The sequence below is a fragment of the Flaviaestuariibacter terrae genome (assembly GCF_054777635.1).
Genome location: NZ_BAAHAL010000008.1, coordinates 1,711,771 through 1,737,112, shown reverse-complemented (window position 1 = coordinate 1,737,112; position 25,342 = coordinate 1,711,771). Strand labels below are relative to the sequence as shown.

The 25,342-nt window shown below is 60.1% G+C and carries 17 protein-coding genes; 6 read left to right on the top strand and 11 right to left on the bottom strand.

The annotated features are described in order from the left end of the window. Positions 1-74 precede the first annotated feature (74 nt). The 5 genes from ACYU7Z_RS15635 to porX form a co-directional block, all read right to left on the bottom strand. Positions 75-1,298 (bottom strand): hypothetical protein, encoded by a 1,224-nt coding sequence (locus ACYU7Z_RS15635; RefSeq protein ID WP_460572144.1) that lies wholly within the window; start codon positions 1,296-1,298, stop codon positions 75-77. 156 nt (positions 1,299-1,454) lie between these two features. Beyond that, positions 1,455-2,594 (bottom strand): acyl-CoA dehydrogenase, encoded by a 1,140-nt coding sequence (locus ACYU7Z_RS15630; protein ID WP_460572142.1) that lies wholly within the window; start codon positions 2,592-2,594, stop codon positions 1,455-1,457. Positions 2,595-2,760: 166 nt separating this feature from the next. Next, positions 2,761-3,537, bottom strand: coding sequence for an MBL fold metallo-hydrolase (locus ACYU7Z_RS15625; protein ID WP_460572140.1), 777 nt, complete (start codon positions 3,535-3,537; stop codon positions 2,761-2,763). Between the two features lie 78 nt (positions 3,538-3,615). Further along, on the bottom strand, positions 3,616-4,008 hold the full coding sequence (locus ACYU7Z_RS15620; RefSeq protein WP_460572138.1) for a hypothetical protein: 393 nt from the start codon (positions 4,006-4,008) through the stop codon (positions 3,616-3,618). Between the two features lie 240 nt (positions 4,009-4,248). Further along, positions 4,249-5,805 (bottom strand): T9SS response regulator signal transducer PorX, encoded by a 1,557-nt coding sequence (gene porX, locus ACYU7Z_RS15615; protein ID WP_460572136.1) that lies wholly within the window; start codon positions 5,803-5,805, stop codon positions 4,249-4,251. A gap of 82 nt (positions 5,806-5,887) precedes the next feature. Here porX and ACYU7Z_RS15610 point away from each other — a divergent pair, with 82 nt between their 5' ends. After that, a complete protein-coding gene (locus tag ACYU7Z_RS15610) occupies positions 5,888-7,102 on the top strand; it encodes an HD domain-containing protein (protein ID WP_460572134.1) in 1,215 nt (404 codons plus the stop codon). Between the two features lie 103 nt (positions 7,103-7,205). Next, a complete protein-coding gene (gene lpxD / locus ACYU7Z_RS15605; protein WP_460572132.1) occupies positions 7,206-8,273 on the top strand; it encodes a UDP-3-O-(3-hydroxymyristoyl)glucosamine N-acyltransferase in 1,068 nt (355 codons plus the stop codon). Here the strand turns inward: lpxD and ACYU7Z_RS15600 are convergent. The 4 genes from ACYU7Z_RS15600 to ACYU7Z_RS15585 all read right to left on the bottom strand — a co-directional run bounded on the left by ACYU7Z_RS15600 (position 8,257) and on the right by ACYU7Z_RS15585 (position 11,164). Next, positions 8,257-8,688, bottom strand: coding sequence for a four helix bundle protein (locus ACYU7Z_RS15600; protein WP_460572130.1), 432 nt, complete (start codon positions 8,686-8,688; stop codon positions 8,257-8,259). The two genes, lpxD and ACYU7Z_RS15600, sit on opposite strands and share 17 nt — an antisense overlap. Positions 8,689-8,840: 152 nt before the next feature. Then, positions 8,841-9,266 (bottom strand): response regulator, encoded by a 426-nt coding sequence (locus ACYU7Z_RS15595; RefSeq protein WP_460572128.1) that lies wholly within the window; start codon positions 9,264-9,266, stop codon positions 8,841-8,843. An 86-nt stretch (positions 9,267-9,352) separates the two neighbouring features. Next, a complete protein-coding gene (locus tag ACYU7Z_RS15590) occupies positions 9,353-9,775 on the bottom strand; it encodes a response regulator (RefSeq protein ID WP_460572126.1) in 423 nt (140 codons plus the stop codon). Positions 9,776-9,946: 171 nt separating this feature from the next. Further along, entirely contained in the window at positions 9,947-11,164 is a 1,218-nt protein-coding gene (locus tag ACYU7Z_RS15585) for a hypothetical protein (RefSeq protein WP_460572124.1), read from the bottom strand. Between the two features lie 303 nt (positions 11,165-11,467). Between ACYU7Z_RS15585 and gyrB the strand changes: the two genes are divergently transcribed. The 4 genes from gyrB to ACYU7Z_RS15565 all read left to right on the top strand — a co-directional run bounded on the left by gyrB (position 11,468) and on the right by ACYU7Z_RS15565 (position 16,194). Beyond that, the gene (gyrB, locus tag ACYU7Z_RS15580; RefSeq protein ID WP_460572122.1) at positions 11,468-13,462 is read left to right on the top strand and encodes a DNA topoisomerase subunit B; all 1,995 of its coding nucleotides are present in this window, start codon (positions 11,468-11,470) and stop codon (positions 13,460-13,462) included. Positions 13,463-13,596: 134 nt separating this feature from the next. Then, entirely contained in the window at positions 13,597-14,790 is a 1,194-nt protein-coding gene (locus ACYU7Z_RS15575) for a carboxypeptidase-like regulatory domain-containing protein (protein WP_460572120.1), read from the top strand. 117 nt (positions 14,791-14,907) lie between these two features. After that, the gene (locus ACYU7Z_RS15570) at positions 14,908-15,912 is read left to right on the top strand and encodes an aldo-keto reductase family protein (RefSeq protein WP_460572118.1); all 1,005 of its coding nucleotides are present in this window, start codon (positions 14,908-14,910) and stop codon (positions 15,910-15,912) included. A gap of 78 nt (positions 15,913-15,990) precedes the next feature. After that, positions 15,991-16,194, top strand: coding sequence for a hypothetical protein (locus ACYU7Z_RS15565; protein ID WP_131851007.1), 204 nt, complete (start codon positions 15,991-15,993; stop codon positions 16,192-16,194). A gap of 145 nt (positions 16,195-16,339) precedes the next feature. Here ACYU7Z_RS15565 and ACYU7Z_RS15560 read toward each other — a convergent pair whose 3' ends face one another. Continuing rightward, the gene (locus tag ACYU7Z_RS15560) at positions 16,340-21,682 is read right to left on the bottom strand and encodes a S8 family serine peptidase (protein ID WP_460572115.1); all 5,343 of its coding nucleotides are present in this window, start codon (positions 21,680-21,682) and stop codon (positions 16,340-16,342) included. Positions 21,683-21,886: 204 nt separating this feature from the next. Further along, a complete protein-coding gene (mfd, locus tag ACYU7Z_RS15555; protein ID WP_460572113.1) occupies positions 21,887-25,285 on the bottom strand; it encodes a transcription-repair coupling factor in 3,399 nt (1,132 codons plus the stop codon). Positions 25,286-25,342: the final 57 nt, after the last annotated feature.

Sequence of the window (25,342 nt, the reverse complement as noted above, 5' to 3'; positions counted from 1 at the left end):
GCTAATAAATAGAACAAACGTCCCGCCTGTGCGGGACGTTTGCGTAAGATGTAGTTGCCCGAAAGCCAACTACATCATCGTTTGAGCGCGAGGCGCAGGAGCAGGCTCAGGTTGCGGTCGCGGAAGGGGTTGTTGCCCACGAGCGGCTGCCCGTAGCGGAGGTGCAGCGAGCCGGCGGGCAACTGCAGGCCCGCGCCAATCATGGCCTCTGTGCTCGTGCCGCCAAGGCGGCTGTTGTACTGCTCGATGCCACCCGACGGGTTTTGTACAACGTAGTGGAGCTCGCCCGAAAAGTAGCCACCCATCATCAGGCCGCTCTCCAGGAAAGGGCGCTGGCGCGAGTCGCCGAACAGCCGGCGAACGGTCACTTCCAGGTACACTGCTTTATACGACAGTTCGGCGTGCGGAATACGGAGCTCCTTGGTACCTGGCTGAAAGTCGTTGCTCCCGGTAAGCAGCGAAAGCCCCATCCCAATGAGCAGGTTGGTATTCTGGCGCCGCGGGAGGAAGTCGATCCAGGCGCCCACTACGCCCGACAAGGTGTGGACCCTTGCTGCCTGGTCGTAGGGCAGGCCGATGTACTGCGACGCGAACCAACCGCCGGCCTCTATACCGGCACGCACAACCGAGCGCTTTTTGTTGAGGCGTCCAACAACCCGCGCCCTGCCCCCGCTGCAGGCATTGAGCTGCTCGAAATAGCGGATCATATCGGCGGTCTCGTACGACACGTAATTGATATCGGTATGCGCCGCCTCGCCGCAGCCCGCGCGGATACCGAGCCGCTCGAGCTCGTTTCGGTAGCCGAATTGCCCTTTGTCGTACGGGTCTTCGTAGGGCTCGTACACGATCGGCTGCAGTGCCGTATCGCCGATGCCGCGGTAAAAGAAATGTGCCACTTCGAAGCTGTCGGTATACTCGAAGAGATCAGGATTGCCATCTACGAGCTGCTCGAGCAGGAGACCGCCATCGAGGTATACGTTTGGCGTGTAGTCGCTTTTTTGCCGCAGCGATACGGGCTTTGCCAGTACGGGCACGCGCACGTGGTGCCGCTCAAACACGGTGCTGTCTTCCAGCTCCACGCGCTCCAGCGCAGACGCATCAAAGCGGCGCCAGGGACCGGTAGCGCTTTCGGAAAAATCGAAATATTGCGGTGTGAAGATCTTTGGACGGTTGCGGACGTAGCCCCGCAGCGTACCGGATGTCGTTTGCAGGCGGGCACGCGATACCGCATCCAATTGCGCCGAAGCGGTGGCACAGAAAACGAGAAGTGCGAGCAGGAGGTTCAGGGAGCGATGCATGAACGTGATTTACACTAAAATAGGAATTTCCGGAAGTGAACCAACGACGCCGTACGGAAGGCGCCCGAACGTACGGAACAACAAAAAGCCCCCGCGATGGCAGGGGCTATAGTTAGTTGGCTAGTGGCAAAATTCACGCATCGGCAGACGGGCCGGTTATTTCAGCACTTCGCGGGAGATCACCAGCTTCTGGATCTCGCTGGTGCCTTCGCCGATGGTACACAGCTTGGCGTCGCGGTAGTGCTTTTCCACGGGGAAGTCTTTCGTGTAGCCGTAGCCGCCAAACACCTGTACGGCGTCATTGGCCACTTTCACAGCGACTTCAGATGCATAGTATTTCGCCATGGCCGACTCCTTGGTCATCGGCAGCTTGCGCTCCTTTAGGTCGCAGGCCTGGAGGATCAGCATTTCGGAGGCAGCGATCTCGGTGGCCATATCGGCCAGCTTGAAGGCAATACCCTGGAATGATGAAATGGGCTTGTCGAACTGGTGGCGCTCCTGCGAATACTGCAGCGAGGCCTCATAGGCACCCTTGGCGATACCGAGCGAAAGGGCTGCGATGGAGATACGGCCGCCATCGAGGATTTTCATGGCCTGCTTGAAACCGCTGCCGACTTCGCCGAGGCGGTTGGCGTCGGGTATGACGCAGTTCTCGAAGATCATTTCCGCGGTTTCGGAGGCCCGCATGCCCAGCTTGTTTTCTTTCTTGCCGCCGCTGAAGCCGGGGGTTCCGCGCTCCACCACGAAGGCCGTGGCGTTGTCTTTGGAGCGGGGCTCACCGGTGCGGCACATGACTACGGCGATGTCGCCGCTCAGTCCGTGGGTGATCCAGTTCTTGGTGCCGTTGATCACCCAGTTGTCGCCATCACGAACGGCGGTGGTCTTCATATTGCCGGCATCGGAACCCGTGTTGGGCTCGGTGAGTCCCCAGGCGCCGATCCATTCGGCGCTGGCGAGCTTCGGAAGCCACTTGCGCTTCTGCTCCTCGTTGCCGAAGGTCATGATGTGGCCCGTGCAGAGGGAGTTGTGCGCCGCTACGCTGAGGCCGATGGAGCCGCAGACCTTGGCGATCTCGACGATCACGGCCTGGTACTCGAAGTACGAGAGGCCGGCGCCTCCGTATTCTTCGGGCACGAGCACACCCATCATACCCAGCTTGCCGAGCTGCTTGAAGACATCGACCGGGAATTCCTGGCTTTCATCCCACTCCATAACGTGGGGCTTGATATGCTGAAGGGCAAAATCGCGGGCGGTCTGTGCCACCTGCTGCGTGATCTCGGAAAGTTGAAAATTCATATTAGCAATCGTTGTATGCGCGGCGAAGATAAGCGGAGAAAGTTTGGGGCTTTCGGTTTTGGGTTTTCGGTTTTCGGTTTTCGGTTTGGAGTTTACCCGGCATCAGCAGGTTAGCAGATTACCCCATTAGCAGACTACCTGATTAGCAGACTAGCAGACTACCCGGTTAGCAGACTACCTCCAGCCCATCATAGGCCAGGTGCATGCCTTCGGGCAGCTCGCTTTCGATGTCGGCGTGGAGGCCCAGCTGGTGGGAGATGTGCGTGAAATAGGCGTTGGGGATCGCCAGCTCGCGGGTCAGGGCGACGGCTTCGGCGAGGTTGTAGTGCGAAATGTGGGGCTCGCGGCGAAGGGCGTTCACCACCAGCACCTCGGAGCCGCGGATCTTCCCCTTCTCTCCTGCGTCGATCCGGTTGGCATCGGTGATGTAGGTGAAGTCGCCGAAGCGGAAGCCGAGCACGGGCATTTTCAGGTGCCATACCTGCACGGGCGTTACCGGGATATCGCCCACCAGGAAGGGCTCCAGGTCGATGGTTTGCAACTCGAGGTTGGGAACACCAGGGTATTTCTTGTCGGCGAAGGCGTAGGCAAACTCGCGCATCAGGGCCTCCTGCGTCAGGGCGTTGGCATAGAGGCGCATTGCTTCGTGCTGGAAGAAGTTGTAGGCCCGCACGTCGTCGAGGCCGGCGATGTGGTCTTTATGGGGATGGGTGAACAGCACGGCATCCAGGCGCTGCACATCGGCGCGGAGCATCTGGTAGCGGAAGTCGGGCCCCGTATCGACCACCAGCGTGGTCGTTGCCGATTGCACCAGCAGCGCGCTCCGCAGCCGGTTATCGCGCGGATCGTGCGAGGTGCAGACGGCGCAGCGGCAGGCGATCATCGGCACACCCGAGGAGGTACCGGTTCCGAGAAAGGTGAATTTGAGGGGGGGCGCTGCCATTGTAGGCAAATTAGCGAAAGGTTTAGAAGGTTCAGGAGGTTTAGGGACGTTTAAGAAGGTTTAGTTGGTTTAGGTGGTTCAGGTGGTTGCGGAACCCGGCTGTCCGGTTTCAGAACCCTCAGAACCTTGAGAACCATCAGAACCTTCAGAACCCTCAGAACTTTCTGATCCTTCTGAACCCTTCTTAAAATTGAGTTCTTCCTGCGCCGCGCGGTAGCGGCCCATGATCTCGGAGAACCATTTCTTGCTCTCGGGCGTGAGCGCATCCGCGTCGATGCGAAGCTGCGGGATAAGGTCGATCATCGTATTGATACGGCCTTCGAGCGGGAGGAATTTATTCAGCACCACCACTTTCCGGTCTTCGAGGATGCAAAAGCCGCTTTGGAAGGAGCCGCGCTCATAGCGCACGATGTAGCCCGCCTCTTCGGCAACGCCTTCGATCTTGTCGAGCGTGGTTTGCGTGTACTTCATGGGGCGAATTTAGGAAATAGGCCGCAAGCGGCCCTGGAGAGAAGGAACGCAGGTACCGCAAGCGGTACACGCAGATCTGGTACGATTGGTTATGATTTGCTGACGCACGGTCTTCGGCTGCGCTCAGGCCGACCAGTTCGGCTATGCTCACTGTGACACTGTCATCCTGAGCGTAGACGAAGGATGACCTGGTGAGCTTGCCGAACCATGCGTTCTATCTCACTGCCTCCCACTTCCGACTTACTTACTTACCATCTGTATCACGGGCACGATCATCTCCTCGAGCGATACACCGCCGTGCTGGAAGGTGTTGCGGTAATAGTTGACGTAGTGGTTGTAGTTGTTGGGATAGCAGAGAAAGGTGTCCTCGCCGGCGAAGATGTAGCTCGAGTTGATCGTTGGCGAGGGAAGGCCCGCCTCTTTAGGGTCGCGGAACGCGAGTACTTCCTTCGGATCGTAATTGAGGTTGCGGCCATGCTTGTAGCGAAGGTTGGTGGTCGTTTGCTTGTCGCCGATCACCTTCACGGGTGTCTTCACCCGTACGGATCCGTGGTCCGTGGCAAGCACCATGCGGATGCCCTTGTCGCAGACCTTTTTCAGCGCCTGGTAAAGGGGTGAGTGCAGGAACCAGGAGGCCGTGACGCTTCGGTAGCTTTGCTCGTCGCCGGCGAGCTCCTTGAGCACTTCCATTTCCGTTCGGGCGTGCGAGAGCATATCCACGAAATTGTACACGATCACGTTGAGGTCGTTGTGGAGCAGGTTGTGCATGTTCTGCACGAGATCGAGCCCCGCCTGGTTGTTGAGCACCTTGGTGTACGACACTTTCAGGTCGCCCTTTCCCATGGCCTTCAGGTTGGCGCGGAGCAGCTCCTCCTCGCTCTGGTTCTTGCCGCCCTCGTCTTCGTCGTTCTTCCAGTACTGCGGAAACTTCCGCTCGATATCGATCGGGAGGGCACCGGCGAAGATGGCGTTGCGGGCATAGTGCGTCGCCGTGGGCAGGATGCTGTAAAACGTATCTTCCTCCACGATCCGGAACGACTCGGCGAATATGGGCTGGATGGCGCGCCACTGGTCGAAGCGCAGGTTGTCGACGAGCACGAAGAACAGCGGCGTGCCCTTCTGGAGCTGCGGGATCACCTTTTCCTTCAGCAGCGTGTGCGACATTACGGGCCGCGTCTTGGCTTTCGGCGACAGCCAGTCCGTATAATTACGGGACACGAACTTGAAGAACTCGGTGTTGGCTTCGCTCTTCTGCGACTGGAGCACTTCCTGCATCTCCGGCGAATCGCTTTGCTGGAGGCTCAGCTCCCAGCGCACCAGCTCCTTGTAGATCCCCATCCATTCGTTGAAATCGGGGTTGGAGTTGAGCGCCATGAACAGGTTGCGGAACTGCTGCTGGTAGGCCGTGGTGGTCTTCTCGGCCACGAGGCGGCGGTTGTCGATAATCTTCTTCAGCGACAGCCAGACCTGGTTCGGGTTGACCGGCTTGATGAGGTAATCGGAAATCTGCGAGCCGATGGCTTCGTCCATCAGGTTCTCGGTTTCGTTCTTGGTGATAAGCACCACCGGTATCTGGTCGTTGTATTCCTTGATCTTGGCGAGCGTCTCGAGACCCGTGAGGCCGGGCATCGTCTCGTCCATCAGCACCACGTCCACGATGTTCTCCTTGATATAGTCGATCGCGTCAAAGCCGTTGGTAAGCGTCTGCACATCGTATCCCTTGTTCTCCAGGAACTTTTTCTGCGACTGCAGGCTCTCGATCTCGTCATCTACCCATAAAATCTTTGCTAATGCCATTGTATCGTTTTTGTGGTGCCCTGCGGCGCATTTCCAAATGTAGCCTACTACCGCCCTACTTTTGCGTTCTTAACGTTTCCGCATGCCATATGTCCGCAAGATCATCAATGACCCCGTGTACGGCTTTATCACCGTGGATGATCCCCTGATCTTCGACATCATCTCCCATCCCTACTACCAGCGTCTGCGCCGGATTCACCAGATGGCCTTTGCCTCGCTGGTATACCCGGGCGCCGTGCACACACGTCTCCACCATTCACTGGGCGCCTACCACCTGATGGGCCTCGCCCTTGTCGAGTTGCGCAGCAAAGGCGTTGAGATCACGCCCGCCGAGGAGCAGGGTGCCAAGATCGCCATCCTCCTCCACGATATCGGCCACGGTCCCTACTCGCACGCCCTTGAGCGCAAACTGATCCGCGGCGTGCACCACGAGGAGATCTCCGACCTGATCCTCCAGCTGCTCAACGAGCAGTTTGACGGCAAGCTCGATATGGCGATGGCCATCTTCCGCGGCGACTACCCGAAGCAATTCCTGCACCAGCTCGTATCGGGGCAGCTCGATGTGGACCGGATGGACTACCTCACGCGCGACTCCTTTTTCACGGGCGTATCGGAAGGCGTCATCGGCTACGACCGCATTCTGAAGATGCTCACCGTGCACGAGGGCGAGCTCCTGATCGAGGAGAAAGCGATCTTTTCGGTGGAGAAGTTCCTGGTGGCGCGGCGCCTGATGTACTGGCAGGTGTACCTGCACAAGGCGGTGGTGGCGGCGGAGAAAATGCTGGTGCGGATCATCGAGCGGGCCGGGGAGTTGATCAACGCGGGCATCGAGCTCAACGCCGTTTCCAACAACCTCGACTTCTTCCTGAAGGAACACCAGCCCGGCGACAACTTCATCCGCCACCTCGAGAAGTTCGCGCAGCTGGACGACACCGATGTTCTTTGCTCGATCAAGAACTGGTGCGGGCACTTCGATAAAGTTTTGTCAAGATTGTGCAAGGGCCTCGTGGACCGGAAGCTGCTGAAAGTGCGCTTCCAGCGCGAGCCCTTCGCGGACGACTACGTGGCCGGATTGCGCCGCGAAGTAGCCGTCCGGCTGGGCATAACCGAGGAGGAAGCGGCCTATTTCGTGTTTACGGGGGAGGCGCAGAACACCACCTACAACCCCTACGACGAGCGCATACGGGTGCTGTTCAAGGACGGGACGGTGACCGATATCGCCAGCGTCGACAACGCCCTGATCCACCACCAGCTAGCCGCCCCTGTCAAAAAGTATTACCTTTGCCACCTGAGATAAGTCAAAATCGAAAGTCAAAAGTCAAAAGCTTTGGACCTACCGAACCGCTGGATGCCGTTGTCTTTTTTTTGACTTTTGAATTTTTACTTTTTACTTTTAGTACATGCAGTTTACAGCCGCCCAGATCTCTGTATTGCTCAACGGGAAAATCGAGGGGAACGCCGATGCGACGGTTTCGTCATTCGGCAAGATCGAGGAAGCTTCCGAAGGGCAGCTGACCTTCCTGGCCAACCCGAAATACGAGGATTTCCTGTACTCTACGGGCGCATCCATCGCGATCATCAATGAAACCTATGAGCTCCGCCAGCCGGTGGGGCCGACGCTTATCCGCGTACCCGATGCCTACAGCGCCTTCGCGCAGCTCCTGAGCAAATACCAGGAAATGGCCACCCAGCAGATGAAAGGCATCCAGCAACCGAGCTTTATCGCGGAGTCCGCGAAGCTGGGGCAGGATGTGTTCGTGGGCGCCTTCTCCTATATCGGCGAGCATGTCAAAGTGGGCAGCGGCACGAAGATCTTCCCGGGCTCCTTTATCGGCGACAACGTGACCATCGGTGACGGCTGCCTCCTGCACCCGGGCGTCAAGATCTACCACGACTGTGTGCTTGGCAACGGCGTCACGATACATGCCGGCACCGTGGTCGGCGGCGATGGCTTCGGCTTCGCGCCCCAGGCCGACGGCTCCTTCAAGAAAGTACCGCAGATCGGCAATGTGCTGATCGAAGACAACGTGGAGGTAGGCGCCAATACCACGATCGACCGCGCCACAATGGGCTCCACCATCATCCGTGCCGGCGCCAAGCTCGACAACCTGATCCAGATCGCCCACAACGTGGAGATCGGAAACAGCACGGTCATCGCGGCGCAGGCCGGCGTTTCGGGCTCCACCAAGATCGGCGCCAACGTCATGATCGGCGGGCAGGCCGGCCTCGTGGGCCATATCCAGATCGCCGACGGCTCGCGGATCAACGCGCAGAGCGGCGTGTCGAAATCCCTCAAGGAACCTTTCTCCTCGGTAACCGGCTCTCCCGCCGGCGACTATACCAGCGCCCTGCGCAGCCAGGCCGTGTTCCGCAACCTCCCCGAGCTCGAAAAGCGCATTTATGAGCTGGAGAAGATTGTGCGGCAGCTGGCAGCGGAGAAAATCTCAGATGTCAGATCTGAGATGTAAGATCTGGAGTTCCTCCCTCCTTCCTGCTGCTTTGGCGGTTTCTACTGGAATTTGAATGCCTGGGGCTATTCTTTTTCGATGTATTGCACGCTGCAACGAAAATGGCGGTAAGCTCATTTGCTTCCGCAATCAACCGGTCCAGTTCCTGTCCGCTCAGCAAGCCCGCCTCTTTTGAAACTTCCAGCCAGTAAAGTGACTCGTCCGATTCCTCCAGGACAATCTCAATTTTATAGATGAAATCGGCGGTAGACTTCGCACGTCCAGCCGCGCGGTAGTTGGCGCCTACCGATCCAGCCGCACGGATCAACTGTTTGCCCGTTTCGAAGCCGGTGGCGTCCCTCGGAAGCGCACGGCATAAGCGAAGTACATCCACATGAAATTTCCTCGTTCTTGCCTGTAGCTCCGCGCGATTCATATTGTTGCTTTTCGCGAAGCTCCGACTCCCAATAGCCTTGAAAAAGAGAAAAGCCACAGTATTTCCTGTGACTTTTCCTGAAAAATATTGTTGTAAAAAACAGCAGATCACTGTTACCCCGATCTGAGATCCGGAATCTGAGATCTGAGATCTCAGCGCTGAACTCCTACTGCTTCACAATGTTGCAGCATTCTTTCCGCAATCTCCACGAGGTGGTCGAAGTGAATCGGCTTGGTGATGTACTCAACGTCTTTGCCGCGGAAGAAAAGCTTGTCGAGTTCGGAGCTGGAGGTGCTGAAGATGACGACGGGAATATGCTCGAGGCCGGGCTCGCGGCGAAGCTGCTGGAAGGTGCGGCGGCCGTCGAGGCGGGGCATGTTGATGTCGAGCACAATGAGGCAGGGAAGCTCGCCCGTGGCCTTGAGGAGTTGGAGGAGCTCGAGGCCTGCGACGCCGTCCTGGGCGTCGAGGAGCCGGTAGCCGGAGCCGACGCGGTTGAGGGCCTCGCGAAGCAGCTGCAGGTCATCGGCGTCGTCGTCGATGTAAAGTATGCTATGGGTATGCAGGTCGTTTTTCATAGTTCGTCCTGCAAAGTTGTCGCATCGGGTAGTTAAGGAAAGGGAAAGGTCGGCGAAAGGGCCAATACATAAGGCGAACAGGGACGTCAGGAGAGCGCGCCTGTTTCGGGCTCCCTGCAGTAGGACTGGAGGCGGGTGACAAGGGCGAGCCAATCGCTGTAAACGTCGGGCTTCGTGATCAGCTCCACCTCGGGGGCATTGCGCTGCTCGCGCTCCATGAGCTCATAGGAGCTGGAAAAATATTTTACCGGGATGGCGCGGAAGCGCTCGTCGGCCTGGAGGATGGCATAGGTCTCCGGACCGGAGCGAACCGGGTTTTTGAGGTCAAGGAGAATGAGACAGGGGAGCCGCCCTTCGATCCGAAGGCTTTGCAGCAAAGCTTCCCCATCGGGGAAAGTTTGCACCAGCAAACCTGCCGACGTGGCTACTTCCTCAAACAATTCGACATCTTCCTCGTCGTCCTCCACATAGGCTACATACCTCTGGCTGGCGGGTAGGATCAAATTCATACACCCGAGTCGTTGCAATAGGCATGCCGCCACGCTGCGCCGGGCGAAAAAAAGCTGTGAAAACACCTACGGACGGCCCGATCAAAGCCCCTGAGCGACTTATTTTTTACCGCCTTAGGCGACTTTTCCACCGGCGTTGAGCCATGGCCTGCATTCAGCAGCAGATGCAGGTCAGAAGACGGCTACGGACGTTGCCGCTGTGCGGGTGGCGCCGGCAGCCTGGATCCAGTAGATGCCCGGGCGCAGCCCCTCAAACGTAGCGCTGGCGCCGCCGGCGGGGCGGGTGGCCAGCAGCCGTCCGAGCCCGTCATAGAGGCGGCAGGCCGGAAGCTGACGGTCGGACTGCAGCCGCACAAAGCCACGCCCGGCGCTGATGTGCAGGCTGGCGTCGGTGCGGAGGTCGGGCACGGCCGTCGACACGCTGCCGGCGCGGGCGAGCCAGACAGTAGCATTCATGAGCAGGCGCTGGTGGTTTCCGGCCGCGTCGGTAAAATAGCCGTTATAGAGGTTGCAGGCCGGGTTGCCGCTGCCGTCATCCGTTGGCGAGGAGTCGCCGATGGCAGCCACCTTGCCGGCGCCATAGCGGGCGTAAGCCACGAGCACGTTGCTGTTGCCCGCGCTGCTTCCGCTGCGAAACACGACGCCCTTTACCGTGGGGTTGGCGGAGCTGCTCAGGGTCATCGAGGTGCCACTCGACCATTTTACGGACGTGACGTTGCCCCAGGTGCCGTGGATGATGGAGTCGGTGGCGGCTGCCTGCACGTTGCCGGAGGTTTCCGAAAAGCTGGCGAGGTCGAAGCTGATGCCGAAGGGATTGGCGGCAATGCCGTTGCTGCTCATAAGGTCGTTCCAGATCGCCGGCGAGTCCCAGCCGTCGTTGTTGCGATCGCTCTGGTCGTGGTCGGAGATCATGAAGAGTCCGCCGCCGGCCGCCACCCACTGCAGGATGGCCGTTTTTTCGGATGCGCTGAAGCGGATGTTAGGCTCGTCGACAACGAACACCTTGTAGCGCGAAAGATCCTGCGGGTTGCCGGCGTTGTTGAACGTGATCTGCCCGTTGTAGGGGAGCGACTCCACTACGTACCCCTGCTTGGCGCAGTCGACGGCCCAGGCCGAAAGGGCGCCCTCCCAGTATGTTTCCGCCGTGTTGGCACCTACGCCCGACTGCGCCGGGGTTGGGATTTGCTGTGGGTTGCTTGCCGTGTACAACGAGCCGCTGCCGGTTGCGCCGGTTGGATTCCAATCGAGGTTGTGCAGGTCGGCGTCGATCACCCAGTCGGCATTGCCTGCCGATTCGGCCTTGCTGGCATCGAAGAGAATGCGTGTCTGGGCGCACAGGGCGGAGGCGACGAGGCAGCCGCCGATAAACAGTACGGAACGAAAGAACATAGTTAGTTTGGCTTGAAGGCACCGAAGGTACGCCGGCCGGCGCGACGAGTTTGGGCAATAACACTGCGTTAAGTGCGGGCGGCGCGGCCGGTCGATGGCCAGCCCAAAACCGGCACCTGCGGCCGCAACCCGGACGTCGCTTGCAGAGGGCAACCGGGAGGCCGGAAGGAGCCGGCAACCAGCGGGGAGCCGCGGGTCCAAACCGCCTGTTTTTTAACGCTTTCCGCCTTGTCTAACCCGGCCTTTTTCGGTACATTTGCCGTATCCCTCCGGACCCGCTCCCGAGGACCTAATCCCCCACAAATGAGTGATACGTTAGATACCCTGACCGGCAGCCCGGTAGCTGCCTCCCAACCCGCTTACGGCGCCGACAGCATCCAGGTACTCGAGGGCCTTGAAGCCGTGCGCAAACGCCCGGCGATGTACATCGGCGATATCGGCGTCAAAGGCCTCCACCACCTCGTGTATGAAGTGGTCGACAACTCGATCGACGAAGCCCTCGCCGGTCACTGTAAGAATATCCTCGTCACCATCCACGAAGACAACTCGGTGTCGGTGGAAGACGACGGCCGCGGTATCCCGACCGCCATGCACACGAAGGAAAAGCGCTCCGCCCTCGAGGTGGTGATGACCGTGCTGCACGCCGGCGGTAAGTTCGACAAAGACTCCTACAAGGTTTCCGGCGGTCTCCACGGCGTGGGTGTATCCTGCGTCAACGCCCTTTCGACCAAGCTCCATGTCACGGTGTTCCGCGACGGCACCATCTACGAGCAGGAATACCGCATCGGCGTTCCGCAATACCCGGTACGGGCCATCGGCCAGACGGAGAAGCGCGGCACCACGGTGCACTTCTGGCCCGACAACACCATCTTCATCACCGACGTTTACAACAAGGATATCCTCGAAGGCCGTCTCCGTGAGCTGAGCTTCCTCAACAAGGGTCTCCGCATCACCCTCATCGACCTCCGCGAGAAGGACGAAGAGACGGGCCTTACCTACGAGAAAACATTCTACAGCGAAGGCGGCATTATCGAGTTCGTGGAAATGCTCGACTCCAATGCCGGCCGCACGCCCCTTATCCCGAAGCCGCTCTACGTGGAGGGCCGCGACGAGAAGGCCAACGTAGCGGTGGAAGTGGCGATGAGCTACAACGACTCGTACACCGAGCACATCTATTCCTACGTCAACAACATCAATACGATCGAAGGCGGTACGCACGTCACCGGTTTCCGCCAGGCGCTGACCCGCGTGTTCAAGAAGTACGGCGACGAGCAGGGCCTCTTTGAAAAAGCCAAGGTGCAGATCGAGGGCGACGACTTCCGCGAGGGTCTTTCGGCCATTGTGAGCGTCAAGGTTCCCGAGCCGCAGTTTGAAGGCCAGACGAAGACGAAGCTGGGCAACAACGAAGTGGCCGGTATCGTGAACACGACCGTAGCCCGCGTGATCGAGCACTTCCTGGAGGAAAACCCGAAGGAAGCCAAGAACATCATCCAGAAGGTGATCCTCGCCGCCCAGGCCCGTGCCGCGGCCAAGAAAGCCCGCGAGATGGTGCAGCGCAAGAGCGTGCTCTCCGGCGGCGGTCTTCCCGGCAAGCTTGCCGACTGCTCCGAGCGCGACCCTGAACGCTGCGAGCTCTACCTCGTGGAAGGTGACTCGGCCGGTGGCACTGCCAAGCAGGGCCGCGACCGATCCTTCCAGGCCATCCTTCCGCTGCGCGGTAAGATCCTCAACGTGGAGAAGGCCATGGAGCACAAGATCTACGAGAACGAAGAGATCCGCAACATCTATACGGCGCTCGGCGTAACCGTGGGCACCGAGGAAGACAAGAAAGCGCTCAACATTACAAAGCTGCGCTACCACAAGCTGATCATCATGACCGATGCCGACGTCGACGGCTCGCACATCGCCACGCTGATCCTCACCTTCATGTACCGCTACATGAAAGAGATGGTGGAACAGGGCTATGTATACCTCGCCCAGCCGCCGCTCTACCTGGTGAAAAAAGGAAAGGAAGCGATCTATGCCTACGACGAAGAGCAGCGCAAAGCCGTTATTGAAAAGCTCGGTGGCGGCAACGAAGGCGCCGTCAACATCCAGCGCTATAAGGGTCTGGGTGAGATGAACGCCAACCAGCTTTGGGAAACGACGATGAATCCCTCGACCCGCACGCTGAAGCAGGTAACGATCGACAGCGCCGCCGAAGCCGACCGCATCTTCTCGATGCTGATGGGCGACGAGGTAGCCCCGCGCCGCGAGTTCATCGAAAGCCACGCCAAGTACGCGCGCATCGATGTCTAACGCAATAACCACATTTTCAAAGCCCCGCCCCCGGCGGGGCTTTTTTGTGCCCCGGACTGAAGTCCGGGGCGATAAGCAGACGGCGCTACGCGCCGAAGCGACTTCCTGAACCCTTCTTCGGATTACCTTCGGGCATGCACCGTCTGTTATTCGCTTTTCTCCTTTGCTTTGGTCTTCCCGCGCTCGCCCAGGTCACCCTGCGGGGCACTGTGCTTGACGCAACCAGCGGCCAGCCGCTGCCGGGCGCTTCCGTGTTTTTGAGCAATACCTCCGTAGGCACCACGGCCAACAGCCGCGGAGAATTCGAGCTGCCCGTGCCCGCAGGCAAGTACGACCTGGTGGTCAGCGCCGTTGACCACGAAACCTACAGCCGCGCCCTCGGCAATGAAGGCAGCGCCCCGCTGGTCGTTCGGCTCAAGCCGCGCGTGCAGGAGCTGGAGACCGTAGTAATACAACCCTACGAGAAGAACGGCTGGAAGAAGTGGGGGCAGTTCTTCCTGGACAACTTCATGGGCACTTCCGAAGAAGCGGCGCACTGCATCATCCGCAACAAGGAAACGCTCCGCTTCCGGCTCGACACGCGGGCCAACACGCTAACAGCCGTCGCCCGCGAGCCGCTCATCATCGAGAACAAGCGGCTTGGCTATCGTATCCGCTACCAGCTCGAAGACTTCAGCTTTCATTTCGGCACCCACATCGTGACCTTCTTTGGCTACCCGCTTTACGAGGATCTTGGCGCGGGCAAGGCGCGTACCCACAAATGGGACGAGGCGCGCCGCCGCGTATACGAGGGCTCGATGATGCACTTTATGCGGGCCCTGTACCGCAACCAGCTGATCGAAGAAGGCTTCACCCTGTACCGCGTGCGCAAGATTCCCAATCTCGCTGAAGTAGCCCGCGTGAAGCCGCTCGAAAACGGCCGTCTGTTTTTTCTCCGCAACGGCAGCGAGCTGCGCAGCGACGACCCCGACGACAGCCTCCGTGCCTGGCAGCCGCAGGTGGGCCGCGAGCCCGTGCTGACCGTTGTCGACGGGCATCGTCTCGTTGGCGACAGCCTCGCTTATGCCGGCGACAGCTCAACGGCGGTCCTAGATTTCCCGAACTATATCGTCGTGCTGTACGACAAAGGCAAGACACCCGAGAGCTACCGGAAGACGGTGCGCAACGGCAACTTCGCCATGCAATCGGAGCTCTGCCTGCTCAATGGCCGCCCGGTGCTGGTGGAATCGAACGGTTACTATTACAGCCCGCTCGACCTTATCGCGAACGGCTGGCTCGGGTGGACTGAAAAAATAGGGCGGATGCTGCCATTTGATTACAAGCCCTGAGCACTGGGCCACACGTGAGCCATTCGCTATTGACGTTTTCCCTCGAACTTCGTCATCCGCTTTCGCAACCCGATATTCGTCATTCGATTTCGTTATTCGTTATTCGATATTCATCTTATGTACACTCCCTCCCCCACCCGCTACACGAACATGGAATACCGCCGCTGCGGCCGAAGCGGCCTGAAGCTGCCCGCGCTTTCGCTGGGCCTCTGGCACAACTTCGGCGTCGACGACGACCTGGCGCGTTGCCGCAACATCGTGCACACGGCCTTCGACAGCGGCATTACCCATTTCGACCTTGCCAACAACTACGGACCGCCGCCGGGCGGCGCTGAGACGACTTTCGGAAAGATCCTCAAGCAGGACCTGCTGCCCTACCGCGACGAGCTCGTGATCTCCACCAAGGCCGGTTACGAGATGTGGCCCGGGCCCTACGGCGACTGGGGCTCGAAGAAATACCTCGTTGCCTCTATCGACCAGAGCCTGCGCCGCACCGGCCTGGATTATTTCGATATCTACTACCACCACCGCCCCGACCCGGGTACGCCGCTCGAGGAATCGATGGGCGCGCTCGACAGCATCGTGCGGCAGGGCAAGGCGCTGTACGTAGGCATCTCCTCGTATTCGGCCGATGAAACCGCAAGGGCCGCCGCGGTGCTCCGCAACCTGGGCACACCCCTGCTGCTGCACCAGCCCCGCTACTCGCTGCTCGATCGCTGGGTGGAAGGCGGGCTTCTCGACACGCTGGAGCGCGAAGGCGCCGGCTGTATCACCTTTTCGTCGCTCGCCCAGGGCCTGCTGACCGACAAATACCTGCAGGGTATTCCGCCCGACTCGCGCGCCGCCTCCAACCGCGGCAACGGCGCGCTCGAGGCCGGCTCGATTGCCCCTACCCTGCTTCAGAAAGTTCATGCGCTGCACAACATCGCCGGTTGCCGTGGCCAGTCGCTGGCCCAGATGGCGCTGGCCTGGGTGCTCCGCGATCCGCGGATCAGCTCGGTGATCATCGGCGCCAGCCGTGCCGAGCAGGTGCTCGACTCGGTACGTTGCCTCCAGCGCCCGCAGTTCGACCCGGAAGAGCTTGATGCCATCGAGGAAGTGCTTCAAGGGGGAGAAAACTGATCGTTGAAAATATTTTGGTCCCCGTTTTGCGGGAATACCGTAGATTTAATTCTCACAAACACTTTAAAACCTGACCATATGGCTGACGTAAATCTCACCGCTTATAATGTCAAAACCAAAGAGAAGAATGTTCCGATCCAGGACGCCGTAGTGACCAAAACAGCCAAAGGCGCCTACATGGTGCAGGGCCACGACGGAAAGGGCAACAAGCTCACGACCCTGTGCAACGAAGAAAAAGCGCTCGCCGCCATCAAGGCCGGTGTCGCCAAGCAAGGCTGGTAAGAAGCCTTACAGTTTTGCAGTTTATCAGTAAAATGGTTACCCGGTAAGAATTGCTGAAAAGCGATGCTTGCTTCCAAGCCGGCCTTCCTTAGGGATGCCGGTATACAAGAAAAGGTGCTCTTTGCAGGGCACCTTTTCTTTTTGCTTATTGCTTGTAGAGGCGGAACGACTGGACAGCGCCGGGGCCTTCGGCCTGCAGCAGGTAAACGCCCGCCGCTGCGCCCCCGAGCTGCACCGATTCCTTTTCGACGTACCCGCTCGCAGTGCGGCTCCATTGCCGCAGCAGCCGGCCCTGCCCGTCGTAGAGGCGGAAGCGCACCGTTTCGCCATCGGCCGCACGGAACGACAGGTGGAAAACAGCTGCCGACGGGTTGGGGTACAGCTGCCATACATAGCTGTCGCTGAACAGAACCGGGCGGATGGCCGAGAACTGGTACGTGCCATCGGCATTGCGTACCCGCAGGCGGTAATAGCAGGTGCCGGTCTTGCCCGGCCGATTGTCGAGGTACTGGTAGTGGCGCCCCGTGCTGCTGTTGCCCAGGCTGACCACCGAACCGATAAGATGGTATTGCCCGCGCTGCATGGCCTCGTCGCCGTCGGCCACTTCCACATCGTAGCGAAGCACACTCTCCTCGAAGCCAAGCTCCCAATCGAGGCGGGCGGCCGTCTCCACGCGTCGGGCGCTGAATGATACAAAGCGCACCGGAAGCGGCGCCTGCTGCACGCCGCCCGAGTTGAACCAGAATTCCGAAAAATCCTTCACCCGGAACTCGGCGTAATAGCCGCTTCCGTAAGGCACGATACTCCGCGCGGCCGACCCGTAGAACGACCAGCTGCCGCCGTTGTTGTTGGCAAGGCTGTTGTCTTCCTGCGCTGTATTGCTGTCGGTGTATTTCGAAACGCCCAGGTCAAAGGCAGTCGAGGGCTTCGCGCAGTTGGCGCAGCCGCTCGCGTTGATCAGCAGCTCCGACTCGCGCTCACTGAAATACAGGCGCACGGTCACCGAATCGGCAAGGTTGCGGTGCGCGGGCTTGATGGTAAAGCTTCGGCCGAGGTAATACTGGTTGCTCGTATAGTGCGAGGCCGTCGTGTCGATGTATACCTGCACGTCGGTTGTGCCGAGGTCCTGGTTGTTGGGCAGGATCGACGCAACGCGCTTCCCGCCGCTGCTGAAGTGGATCCAGCTGTTGCCCCAGACACTGTCCTGCAGGGGCGCGCCGGGCGTCGGGCCGGTAAAGAGACCGCCGTCGTCGTAGATATGAATGTCGTCGATGGCAATGCCTTCGCGGCTTGTCGACTCATCGGAGTGCATGGCGAAGCGCAGGCGCAGCTCGGAGGAGCCCGCCGGAAGCGCGTAGGTGGCCACACGCCAGGTTGTGTAATTCGTGCGGCTCCACACGTTGCTGCCGGTCTTGTTGTACCAGTTGGTGCCGCCGTTATAGGCGCCCAGCTTGGTCCAGGTGTTGCCGTCGGTCGAATACTCCACCCAGCCTGCATCGCATACGGTACTGCCGCAGTCTTCGAGGTCGAGTACGATGCCAAAGCTCAGGGTGGGATTCGTAAGCCCGCTTACATTGAAGCAGGGCGAGTAGAGGTAGGAGTCTTCGCGATCGTTGTAGTTGCCGGCGAGACGCGTTTTCCAGGCATTGACGCCCGAAGCCGCGCGGCCGATCTTGGGCGACTGCGGTGTGCCGAGCTCCCAGGACGAATTGGTTCCGCCGCTGTACCAGTAGCCTGCGCCACTTTCAAAATTTTGCAGGTACGGGAAGCTGCTCACGACCGGCTGGTTTACGACCGCAAGGGTCAGCGTATCGTTCTTGTGCACGTCGTCGCCGGGCATATCCACGAGCACCCGCACGGTATGAGTGCCGAGGGCAGATAGATCGGCCGTAGTGCTAAACGTGTGAACGACGGTGGCATTTGCCGCCACGCTCGGATAGGTTTCGCTTACCCAGCCACCGCCGTCGATGCTGTAGCGCAGGGGCACATTGGTGAGCGTACCGAAGGAGCTGTTGCGGATCGCGGCCGATATCGTGCTGCTGGCGCTGAGGCCGCAGGCGCTCGGGGCCGGGGAGAGAATGCCGAGTACCTGCATGTCGTTCGCTGCGGTATACAGCTGCACATCGTCGAAGCTGTAGCCGTTGCCGCCATAAATGTCAACAGCCGGATAAGAGCCGTACTGCCCCCAGCGCACCTGGAAGCTGGAGCTGAAGTTCTGCCCCGCAGCCGACAGCAACCGCGATATCTCGATACCATGTACCTCCGTTTCGCTCCCGGGCTCGCCGCCGTTGACGCTGAGGTCATATACTTCCACCCAGGAAGCGGCGTCGTTGCCGCGGATCCAGACCTTGTTGGCGCTGTTGCTCGACTGCCCATGGTTGCGGAACACGAAGCCAAGGCGCAGGTCGTTGACGGTGGCGTCGTAGGCCGACAGGTTGAAGGTGCCGATCAGGTAGTTGGTGGTATTGCTGCCGTTGAAGCGGTCCATGTCGAGCGTCACGGCACGGTTGCCCGAGTGGGCAAAACCGGAGTTGACAAAGCTTCGGAGCCGCGCATAGCCCGAGTTGCGCGAGAAGTCGAAGTGATCGTCGCCCTCGAGGCCCGTCTGGTCGTAGCGGTAGCTCGTGTTGGCAAGTGTCTCGAAATCATCGGTGAAAGGCAGCGTCAGCACGGGGTTGGCCAGCTGCTTGATGGTGACGGTCAGTGTATCGTTGGCAGCCAGGTGATCGGTAGCCCAGTTCCTGACAACGGCCTGGATCACATAGGACCCGGCGGCGTTCATGTCGACCTTCGTTACGAAGTTATAGTTGTAGATCGCGCCGGCGCTGATCGTTGCGCTCACGGGCTCGGTCACCCAGCTACCACCATTGACGCGGTACTTCATGTCGAAGCCGCTGATGGCGACGTCGTCCAGGTTTTTGACCTGGACGGAAACAGTGCTCAGCGAGGAGAGCGCGCTGCTGGTATTGAGGCGGCCGTTGGCAGGGCCGGTAACCGCATACAGTTTCAGGTCGCCGTCCGAAATGCCCGCCCCACAGGAACCCGTGTAGGGCTGCCGCGATTGGGCCACGGAGCGTCGCCCTGCATTGCCGTTGATCCGCGGCCGCACCGCCACCCAATAGGTTGTGTCGACGCTGAGGCCGCTGAGTACATAGCTGGTGGACGTCGTTGTGCCCATCGATTGCATTGCGTCGCCGCGCAGCATCATCACTTCATAATCGGTGGCCCCGCTGACGGCGGTCCAGCTGAAATTGATATAGCCCTCGCACTGGCTGGCGGTGGCGGCCATCGTCACAACCGGCAGCGCGGCGATCACAAAGGCGTTGCTCGTGCTGCTGGCGCCGGTGCCCGATTGCGTAATGCGGATGCGCGCCCCGTCGGTAGCTACGGAAGGGACCGTCCAGGTATAAATACGGCGCGCGGGATCAAGGCCGCTGGCGATGGTACTCCAGGTCGCGCCGTTATTGCTGCTGAATTCGAGCGTAAAGGTGGATGCGGGATTGCCGTATGCTTCCCAGCTAAGCTTCATGACATCGCCCGGTGCCCAGCCTTCGCCGCCTACCGGGTTGCTGATCTGGACGGAAACCGGGAGCGGGTCCCACACGAGCTGGTAGGCCTGCCCGCCGTTCTGTGTGATGGAAGTGCCCTTCACCCGAACCGTATAGTTCCCGGCGGGCGGGTTATCGATCACTACCTGCTCGAGGTTATTGAGGTGGTCGGCGCCGGTAAATGCGGCACTGCCCAGCGCGCCCATGGAAGTATCGAGGCGATACGGAAGCTGGGCATTGTTCGACAGGTCCACAACCTCGAGGTCGAGGTCGTTCACGAGTGCCTTCGAAGCAATGAGCGAAGCCGCGGGGTCGTGCCAGTAGAGAAGTACTTTGAGTTGCGCCGTATTGGCGGGCACGGTGATGCTGTGGGTGTTGGTAGCGGCCGGCGCGACGCTGGCCGAAACATAATGCCCGTTCTCGAGCATGTCGACGCTGCGGAGCAGGTTCATCCAGCCATAGCCGTAGTTGTAGTCGGGGCCGTCGGTACCGCGGTCGGTGGACCCGTTGCACAGGAGCGCTTTGATTAGAGCACCCTTCGGGTTGGCGCCGCCCTGCAGCTGCCGGTAGCGCTGGATAAGCAGTCCCATTCCACCCGCAACCGCCGGGGCCGACATGCTGGTGCCCTGGTTGCTTCCGTACGTGTTGCCGGCGACGGCGGAGATCACCGCCTGGCCCTGCGTTACGATCTCGGGCTTCACGCGGCCGTCGCGCACGGGGCCGCGGCTGCTGAAGGTCGACACGAGGCCGGAGTCGGTGCTGGCGCCGACCGTAACGACGTTCTTGGCGCTCTGGTAGCCGCCGTATACGGTATGGTAGCGCTGCGGAAACGGCGAGCAGGTGCTGCTGCCGCTGTTGCCCGCGGCAAATACGTGGGTGAGGTCCGGCAGGTCGTAGGCCTGCTGGTCGAGTGCCTGCGCGTAGATGTCGTACAGGCCCATATACGAGCACTCCGCGATGTTGCCGTACGAGTTGTTGGTGACCAGCATGCCGTAGTCGTTGTAGTAGGTGGCGGCGTTGCTGAGGATACCGGAGTAAAACGAGGAAACGATCGTCGCCTTCGGTGCCATGCCGCTGTACAGCTCGTTGACGATGCCGGCACCGGCAAGCGTTCCGGTGGTATGATAGCCGTGGCTGGTTTGCGTAACGACGGCGCGGTCAATCAGGCGGCCGCTGAAGTCGGGGTGGCTTTGCACGTCGGCGTCGTCGCCGATGCCCAGCACCACGCCTTCGCCGTTGAGGGCGCGGCCGCCCTGTGCCAGCGGCGCGTTGAGCACGTTGGCACGCGCACCGGAGCGGTTGTTGAAATTGAGTCCCTGCACCGGCTGCTCGGCCTGCACGTAGTCAACGATGGGAAGACCGGCAAGCTCGCGCAGGCGCGCGAAGGGCAGCTGCAGCCCGACAATACGGTAGCTGAGCCAGTCGCGGCCAGTGATGAAAAAGGCCCGTCGCCCGAATTCGGCGAGCGCGTCGCCCACGGGTACCGCGTCGGGAATGCGTACCAGCACATTGACGGTGCCGGTTACTTTGACTGCCCAGGTGGGCGGCAGCGGGCCGCTCAGCATCGGGTCGAGCTTCTGGAGCGGACTCAGTGCCCAGAGGCCGCGAACACCGCCACTGGCAAGCACCGAGCGCGAAAGCGGCATCCGCACGCTGGCGGTATAGGCCCCGTAGGGTACATACTGGAGCAGCTCGATCCCGGCGCCCGAGAGATACTTGCGCTGCTCGGCCGTTGGTATCTGGTAAAACTGGAGTACAAGGTAGGCGCGGCCGGCGACCTTGGGGAGGCTGCGGTTGAGGGAGTCCACGAGGGGGCCGCTCAGCGCGGGGACGGGCTGCGGGCCTGTTTTGAGCTGGAGTGCGGGCGCGGCTTCCTGGCCGCCGGCAATGACGGCAATGGCAAGCAGCAGTAAGGTCAGAGTCTGGCGTAGGTGCTTCATGGTGATCCGTAAATAAATGTACGAAAAGGCACCCGGACCCGGTTGTCCCTTCGGTGAAGCAGCGGATTTTGAAGATTTTCTTTTCCAGCCCCGCGGAACGCGGGGTTCAGGGTCCCCATGGGCTTTGCCTGTAGCGAGGTAGCATGTCGGTTGGGGGTCCTTCGACAGGCTCAGGAAGACAGCTTGGATTGCCCAATCACCCCATCAACCCATTACCAGCGCGTGCATCCGCTGGAGGAAACTGTGTACTTCGTTCATGCCGCGCACCGGCTCTGCAACGAGCAGGAACAGCTTGCCCACCTGCTTGAGGTGTGCCTTGTTGGTGCCGGTCTGGAGGAAGTCGAGGATGCGCTTGAAGAGGTCGCTTTCGAAGTAGGGTGAGTCGGGGCGGTTGATGAAAAAGCACTTGAGGGTTACGTCGCGGAGCAACAGCTTCTCGAAGCCGAGGCTGACGGCGAGCTTGCGCACACGGACGGTCATGAAGAGGTCCTGCACCTGCGGCGGTATGGGCCCGAAGCGGTCGCGGAATTCCTCTTCCATCGCCAGCAGCTCTTCCTCGCTGTCGCAGTTGTCGAGGCGCGAGTACAGCGCGAGGCGCTCGGTGATACTCTCGACGTAATCGTCGGGGATCAGAATCTCCTGGTCGGTGTCGATGGTGCAGTCCTGCACGTAGTCGTCCTGCTTCGTGATCTCTTCCTTGAAAAGGTCTTTGAACTCGGTGCGTTTCAGCTCGCGGATGGCTTCCTCGAGGATCTTCTGGTAGGTTTCGAAGCCGATCTCGGCCATGAAGCCCGTTTGCTCGCCGCCGAGCAGGTTGCCCGCGCCGCGGATGTCGAGGTCGCGCATGGCGATCTGGAAGCCGGAGCCCAGGTCGGAGTGCTGCTCGAGGGTTTGAAGGCGCTTGCGGCTGTCGGTGGGCAGCGTGCTCATCGGCGGCGCCAGCAGGTAGCAGAAGGCTTTCTTGTTGGAGCGGCCCACGCGTCCACGGAGCTGGTGCAGGTCGGAAAGCCCGAACTGGTGGGCGTTGTTGACGATGATGGTGTTGACGTTGGGGATGTCGACGCCGCTCTCCACGATGTTGGTGCACACGAGCACGTCGTACTTCCGCTCGATGAAGTCCATGATCCGCTCCTCGAGCTCGTGGCCTTCGAGCTGGCCATGTGCCCAGCCGATGGAGAGGTCGGGACAGAGGCCCTTGATGTGCGCGGCCATCTCGGCGAGACCCTGGATGCGGTTGTGGATGAAGAACACCTGTCCGCCGCGCTCCGTTTCGAAATACACCGCCTCGCGGATAAAGTCTTCCTGGAACACGCGCACCTCGGTCTGGATCGGCTGCCGGTTGGGCGGCGGCGTGTTGATGATGCTCAGGTCGCGGGCGCCCATGAGCGAGAACTGGAGCGTGCGCGGGATGGGCGTTGCCGTCAGCGTGAGCGCGTCGATATTGGTACGCAGCGTCTTGATCTTTTCCTTGTGCGCCACGCCGAACTTCTGCTCCTCGTCGATCACGAGCAGGCCGAGGTTCTTGAACTTGACGTCCTTGCTGAGGATGGCGTGCGTGCCCACGAGGATGTCGATCTTTCCTTCCTCGAGCCGCTTGAGTGTTTCCTTTTTCTCCTTCGCGCTTTTGAAGCGGTTGATATAATCGACCGTTACGGGGAAGTCGCGGAGGCGATCGCTGAAGGTCTTGAAGTGCTGGAAGGCAAGGATCGTGGTGGGCACGAGCACGGCGGCCTGGCGGCCGTCGACAACCGCCTTGAACGCAGCGCGCACGGCGATCTCGGTTTTGCCGAAGCCCACGTCGCCGCACACGAGGCGATCCATCGGTGAATTCGACTCCATGTCCTTCTTCACATCGGCCGTGGCCTTGCTCTGGTCGGGCGTATCCTCGTAGATGAACGAGGCCTCGAGCTCGGTCTGCAGGTAGTTGTCGGGGCTGTGCGCAAAGCCTTGCTGGGCCTTGCGTTGGGCGTATAGCTTGATGAGGTCGAAGGCGATCTCCTTGACCTTGGTCTTGGTCTTTTCCTTGAGGCGGTTCCACACGTCGGAGCCCAGCTTGTTGACCTTGGGCACGGAGCCTTCCTTGCCGGTAAACTTGGCGATCTTGTGGAGCGAGTTGATATTGACGTAGAGGATGTCGTTGTCCTTGTAAATGATCCGCACGGCTTCCTGCAGCTTGCCGTTCACATCGAGCTTTTGCAGGCCGCTGTACACGCCCACGCCGTGGTCGATATGCGTTACATAGTCGCCGGGCTGCAGCTCGCGGAGGGTGCGGAGCGTGAGGGCCTTGTTCTTGTTGTACGCCTGCTTCACCTTGTACTTGTGGTAGCGCTGGAAGATCTGGTGATCGGTGTAGCAAACAAGCTTCAGGTCTTCGTCGATAAAGCCTTCGTGGATCGAGATGGCCTGCGGCTGAAACTGGATCTCTTCGTTGAGGTCCTTGAAGATGGTGTACAGGCGCTCGAGCTGCCGCGGGTTCTCGGCAAACAGGTTGAGCGCAAACTGCTTTTTCTCCCAGTCTTTCAGGTCACGGATCAGCAGGTCGAACTGCCGGTTGAAGGCAGGCTGCTCCTTTGTATGGAATTCGATCTCTTTATCGATCGGGCTTTCGGGGCGCTGCGGACCAAAGTGCAGCAAGTGCCGGCGCCCGAGCTCCTCGCGGAATTGCTGCGGGCTGATGAAGTCGGCAGCGGTTACCTCGCGCTTTTCGAGGCGGTCGTCCTCTTCCTCCTTATCCTTATCGGTCTTGCCGGCGCGCAGCTCGAGGAAGAGATTCAGGTCTTCTTCGGCCGTCAGCAGGTGCTCGTGCGTCAGCTCCTCGTCCTGGATCCACACGACGGTATTGGGCGCCAAGAATTCCAGCAGCGACACTTTCTCCTCGTCGCTGAATTGCGTTTCGACGTTCGGGATGATCGATACCTGCAGGAGGCGGCGCTCGGATAGCTGCGTTTCGGGATCGATGATGCGGATGGAGTCGATGTCGTTGCCGAACAGCTCCACCCGGTAGGGCTTCTCGTTGCCGAAGGAGTAGATATCCAGGATGCCGCCGCGCACCGCGAACTGGCCGGGCTCATATACGAAGTCGGTACGCTCGAAGCCGTAGCTCACGAGCTTTTCGTAAAGGGCATCCGGCTGGATCGTGTCGTTGGTCTTGAGGTGAATGACCGACTCCGACACCGTGCGCGACACAACAACTTTTTCAAAAAGCGCCTCGGGGTAGGTTACGAGGGCACCCGCGCGGTTGCCGGCGGCGGCCGCGAACTTCATCAGCGCCTCCGTGCGGAGCATCACGTGCGACGAATTGAGGAGGCGGTAGTTCTTGCGGTTCTTGAACGAAGACGGGAAGTAAAAGATATTGAGGGCGTCGGTAAGGCTTTCGAGCGTGTTGTGAAAGTAGGCCGCGTCCTCGGCGTCGTTGCAGATGAGCAGGTGGTTGATCTGCGAGCAAACCGGATGCAAAAAAAGCGAAGCCGCCACGAACTGGCTGCTGCTGCCCCGGAGGTTGCGGAGCAGGAAGCGCTGCGGTTGGGCCATGCTGATCCCCTCCGCCAGTGAAAAAACCTGGGGGGTACTTTGGTAGGCCTTAAGCAGGTCGGATACACTCATTCGCGAGGGGCAAAAATAGGGGGAGGCCAGTTGGCAGTGTACGTTTTGGGCTTTACG

Bases quoted from the DNA above. Each gene is read 5' to 3' on its own strand.
- ACYU7Z_RS15575 (WP_460572120.1), top strand. From the start codon at position 13,597: ATGCACCGTCTGTTATTCGCTTTTCTCCTTTGCTTTGGTCTTCCCGCG.
- mfd (WP_460572113.1), bottom strand. From the start codon at position 25,285: ATGAGTGTATCCGACCTGCTTAAGGCCTACCAAAGTACCCCCCAGGTT.
- ACYU7Z_RS15610 (WP_460572134.1), top strand. From the start codon at position 5,888: ATGCCATATGTCCGCAAGATCATCAATGACCCCGTGTACGGCTTTATC.
- ACYU7Z_RS15620 (WP_460572138.1), bottom strand. From the start codon at position 4,008: ATGAAGTACACGCAAACCACGCTCGACAAGATCGAAGGCGTTGCCGAA.
- ACYU7Z_RS15595 (WP_460572128.1), bottom strand. From the start codon at position 9,266: ATGAAAAACGACCTGCATACCCATAGCATACTTTACATCGACGACGAC.
- ACYU7Z_RS15560 (WP_460572115.1), bottom strand. From the start codon at position 21,682: ATGAAGCACCTACGCCAGACTCTGACCTTACTGCTGCTTGCCATTGCC.
- gyrB (WP_460572122.1), top strand. From the start codon at position 11,468: ATGAGTGATACGTTAGATACCCTGACCGGCAGCCCGGTAGCTGCCTCC.
- lpxD (WP_460572132.1), top strand. From the start codon at position 7,206: ATGCAGTTTACAGCCGCCCAGATCTCTGTATTGCTCAACGGGAAAATC.
- ACYU7Z_RS15565 (WP_131851007.1), top strand. From the start codon at position 15,991: ATGGCTGACGTAAATCTCACCGCTTATAATGTCAAAACCAAAGAGAAG.
- ACYU7Z_RS15590 (WP_460572126.1), bottom strand. From the start codon at position 9,775: ATGAATTTGATCCTACCCGCCAGCCAGAGGTATGTAGCCTATGTGGAG.
- ACYU7Z_RS15570 (WP_460572118.1), top strand. From the start codon at position 14,908: ATGTACACTCCCTCCCCCACCCGCTACACGAACATGGAATACCGCCGC.
- porX (WP_460572136.1), bottom strand. From the start codon at position 5,805: ATGGCATTAGCAAAGATTTTATGGGTAGATGACGAGATCGAGAGCCTG.
- ACYU7Z_RS15585 (WP_460572124.1), bottom strand. From the start codon at position 11,164: ATGTTCTTTCGTTCCGTACTGTTTATCGGCGGCTGCCTCGTCGCCTCC.
- ACYU7Z_RS15600 (WP_460572130.1), bottom strand. From the start codon at position 8,688: ATGAATCGCGCGGAGCTACAGGCAAGAACGAGGAAATTTCATGTGGAT.
- ACYU7Z_RS15635 (WP_460572144.1), bottom strand. From the start codon at position 1,298: ATGCATCGCTCCCTGAACCTCCTGCTCGCACTTCTCGTTTTCTGTGCC.
- ACYU7Z_RS15625 (WP_460572140.1), bottom strand. From the start codon at position 3,537: ATGGCAGCGCCCCCCCTCAAATTCACCTTTCTCGGAACCGGTACCTCC.
- ACYU7Z_RS15630 (WP_460572142.1), bottom strand. From the start codon at position 2,594: ATGAATTTTCAACTTTCCGAGATCACGCAGCAGGTGGCACAGACCGCC.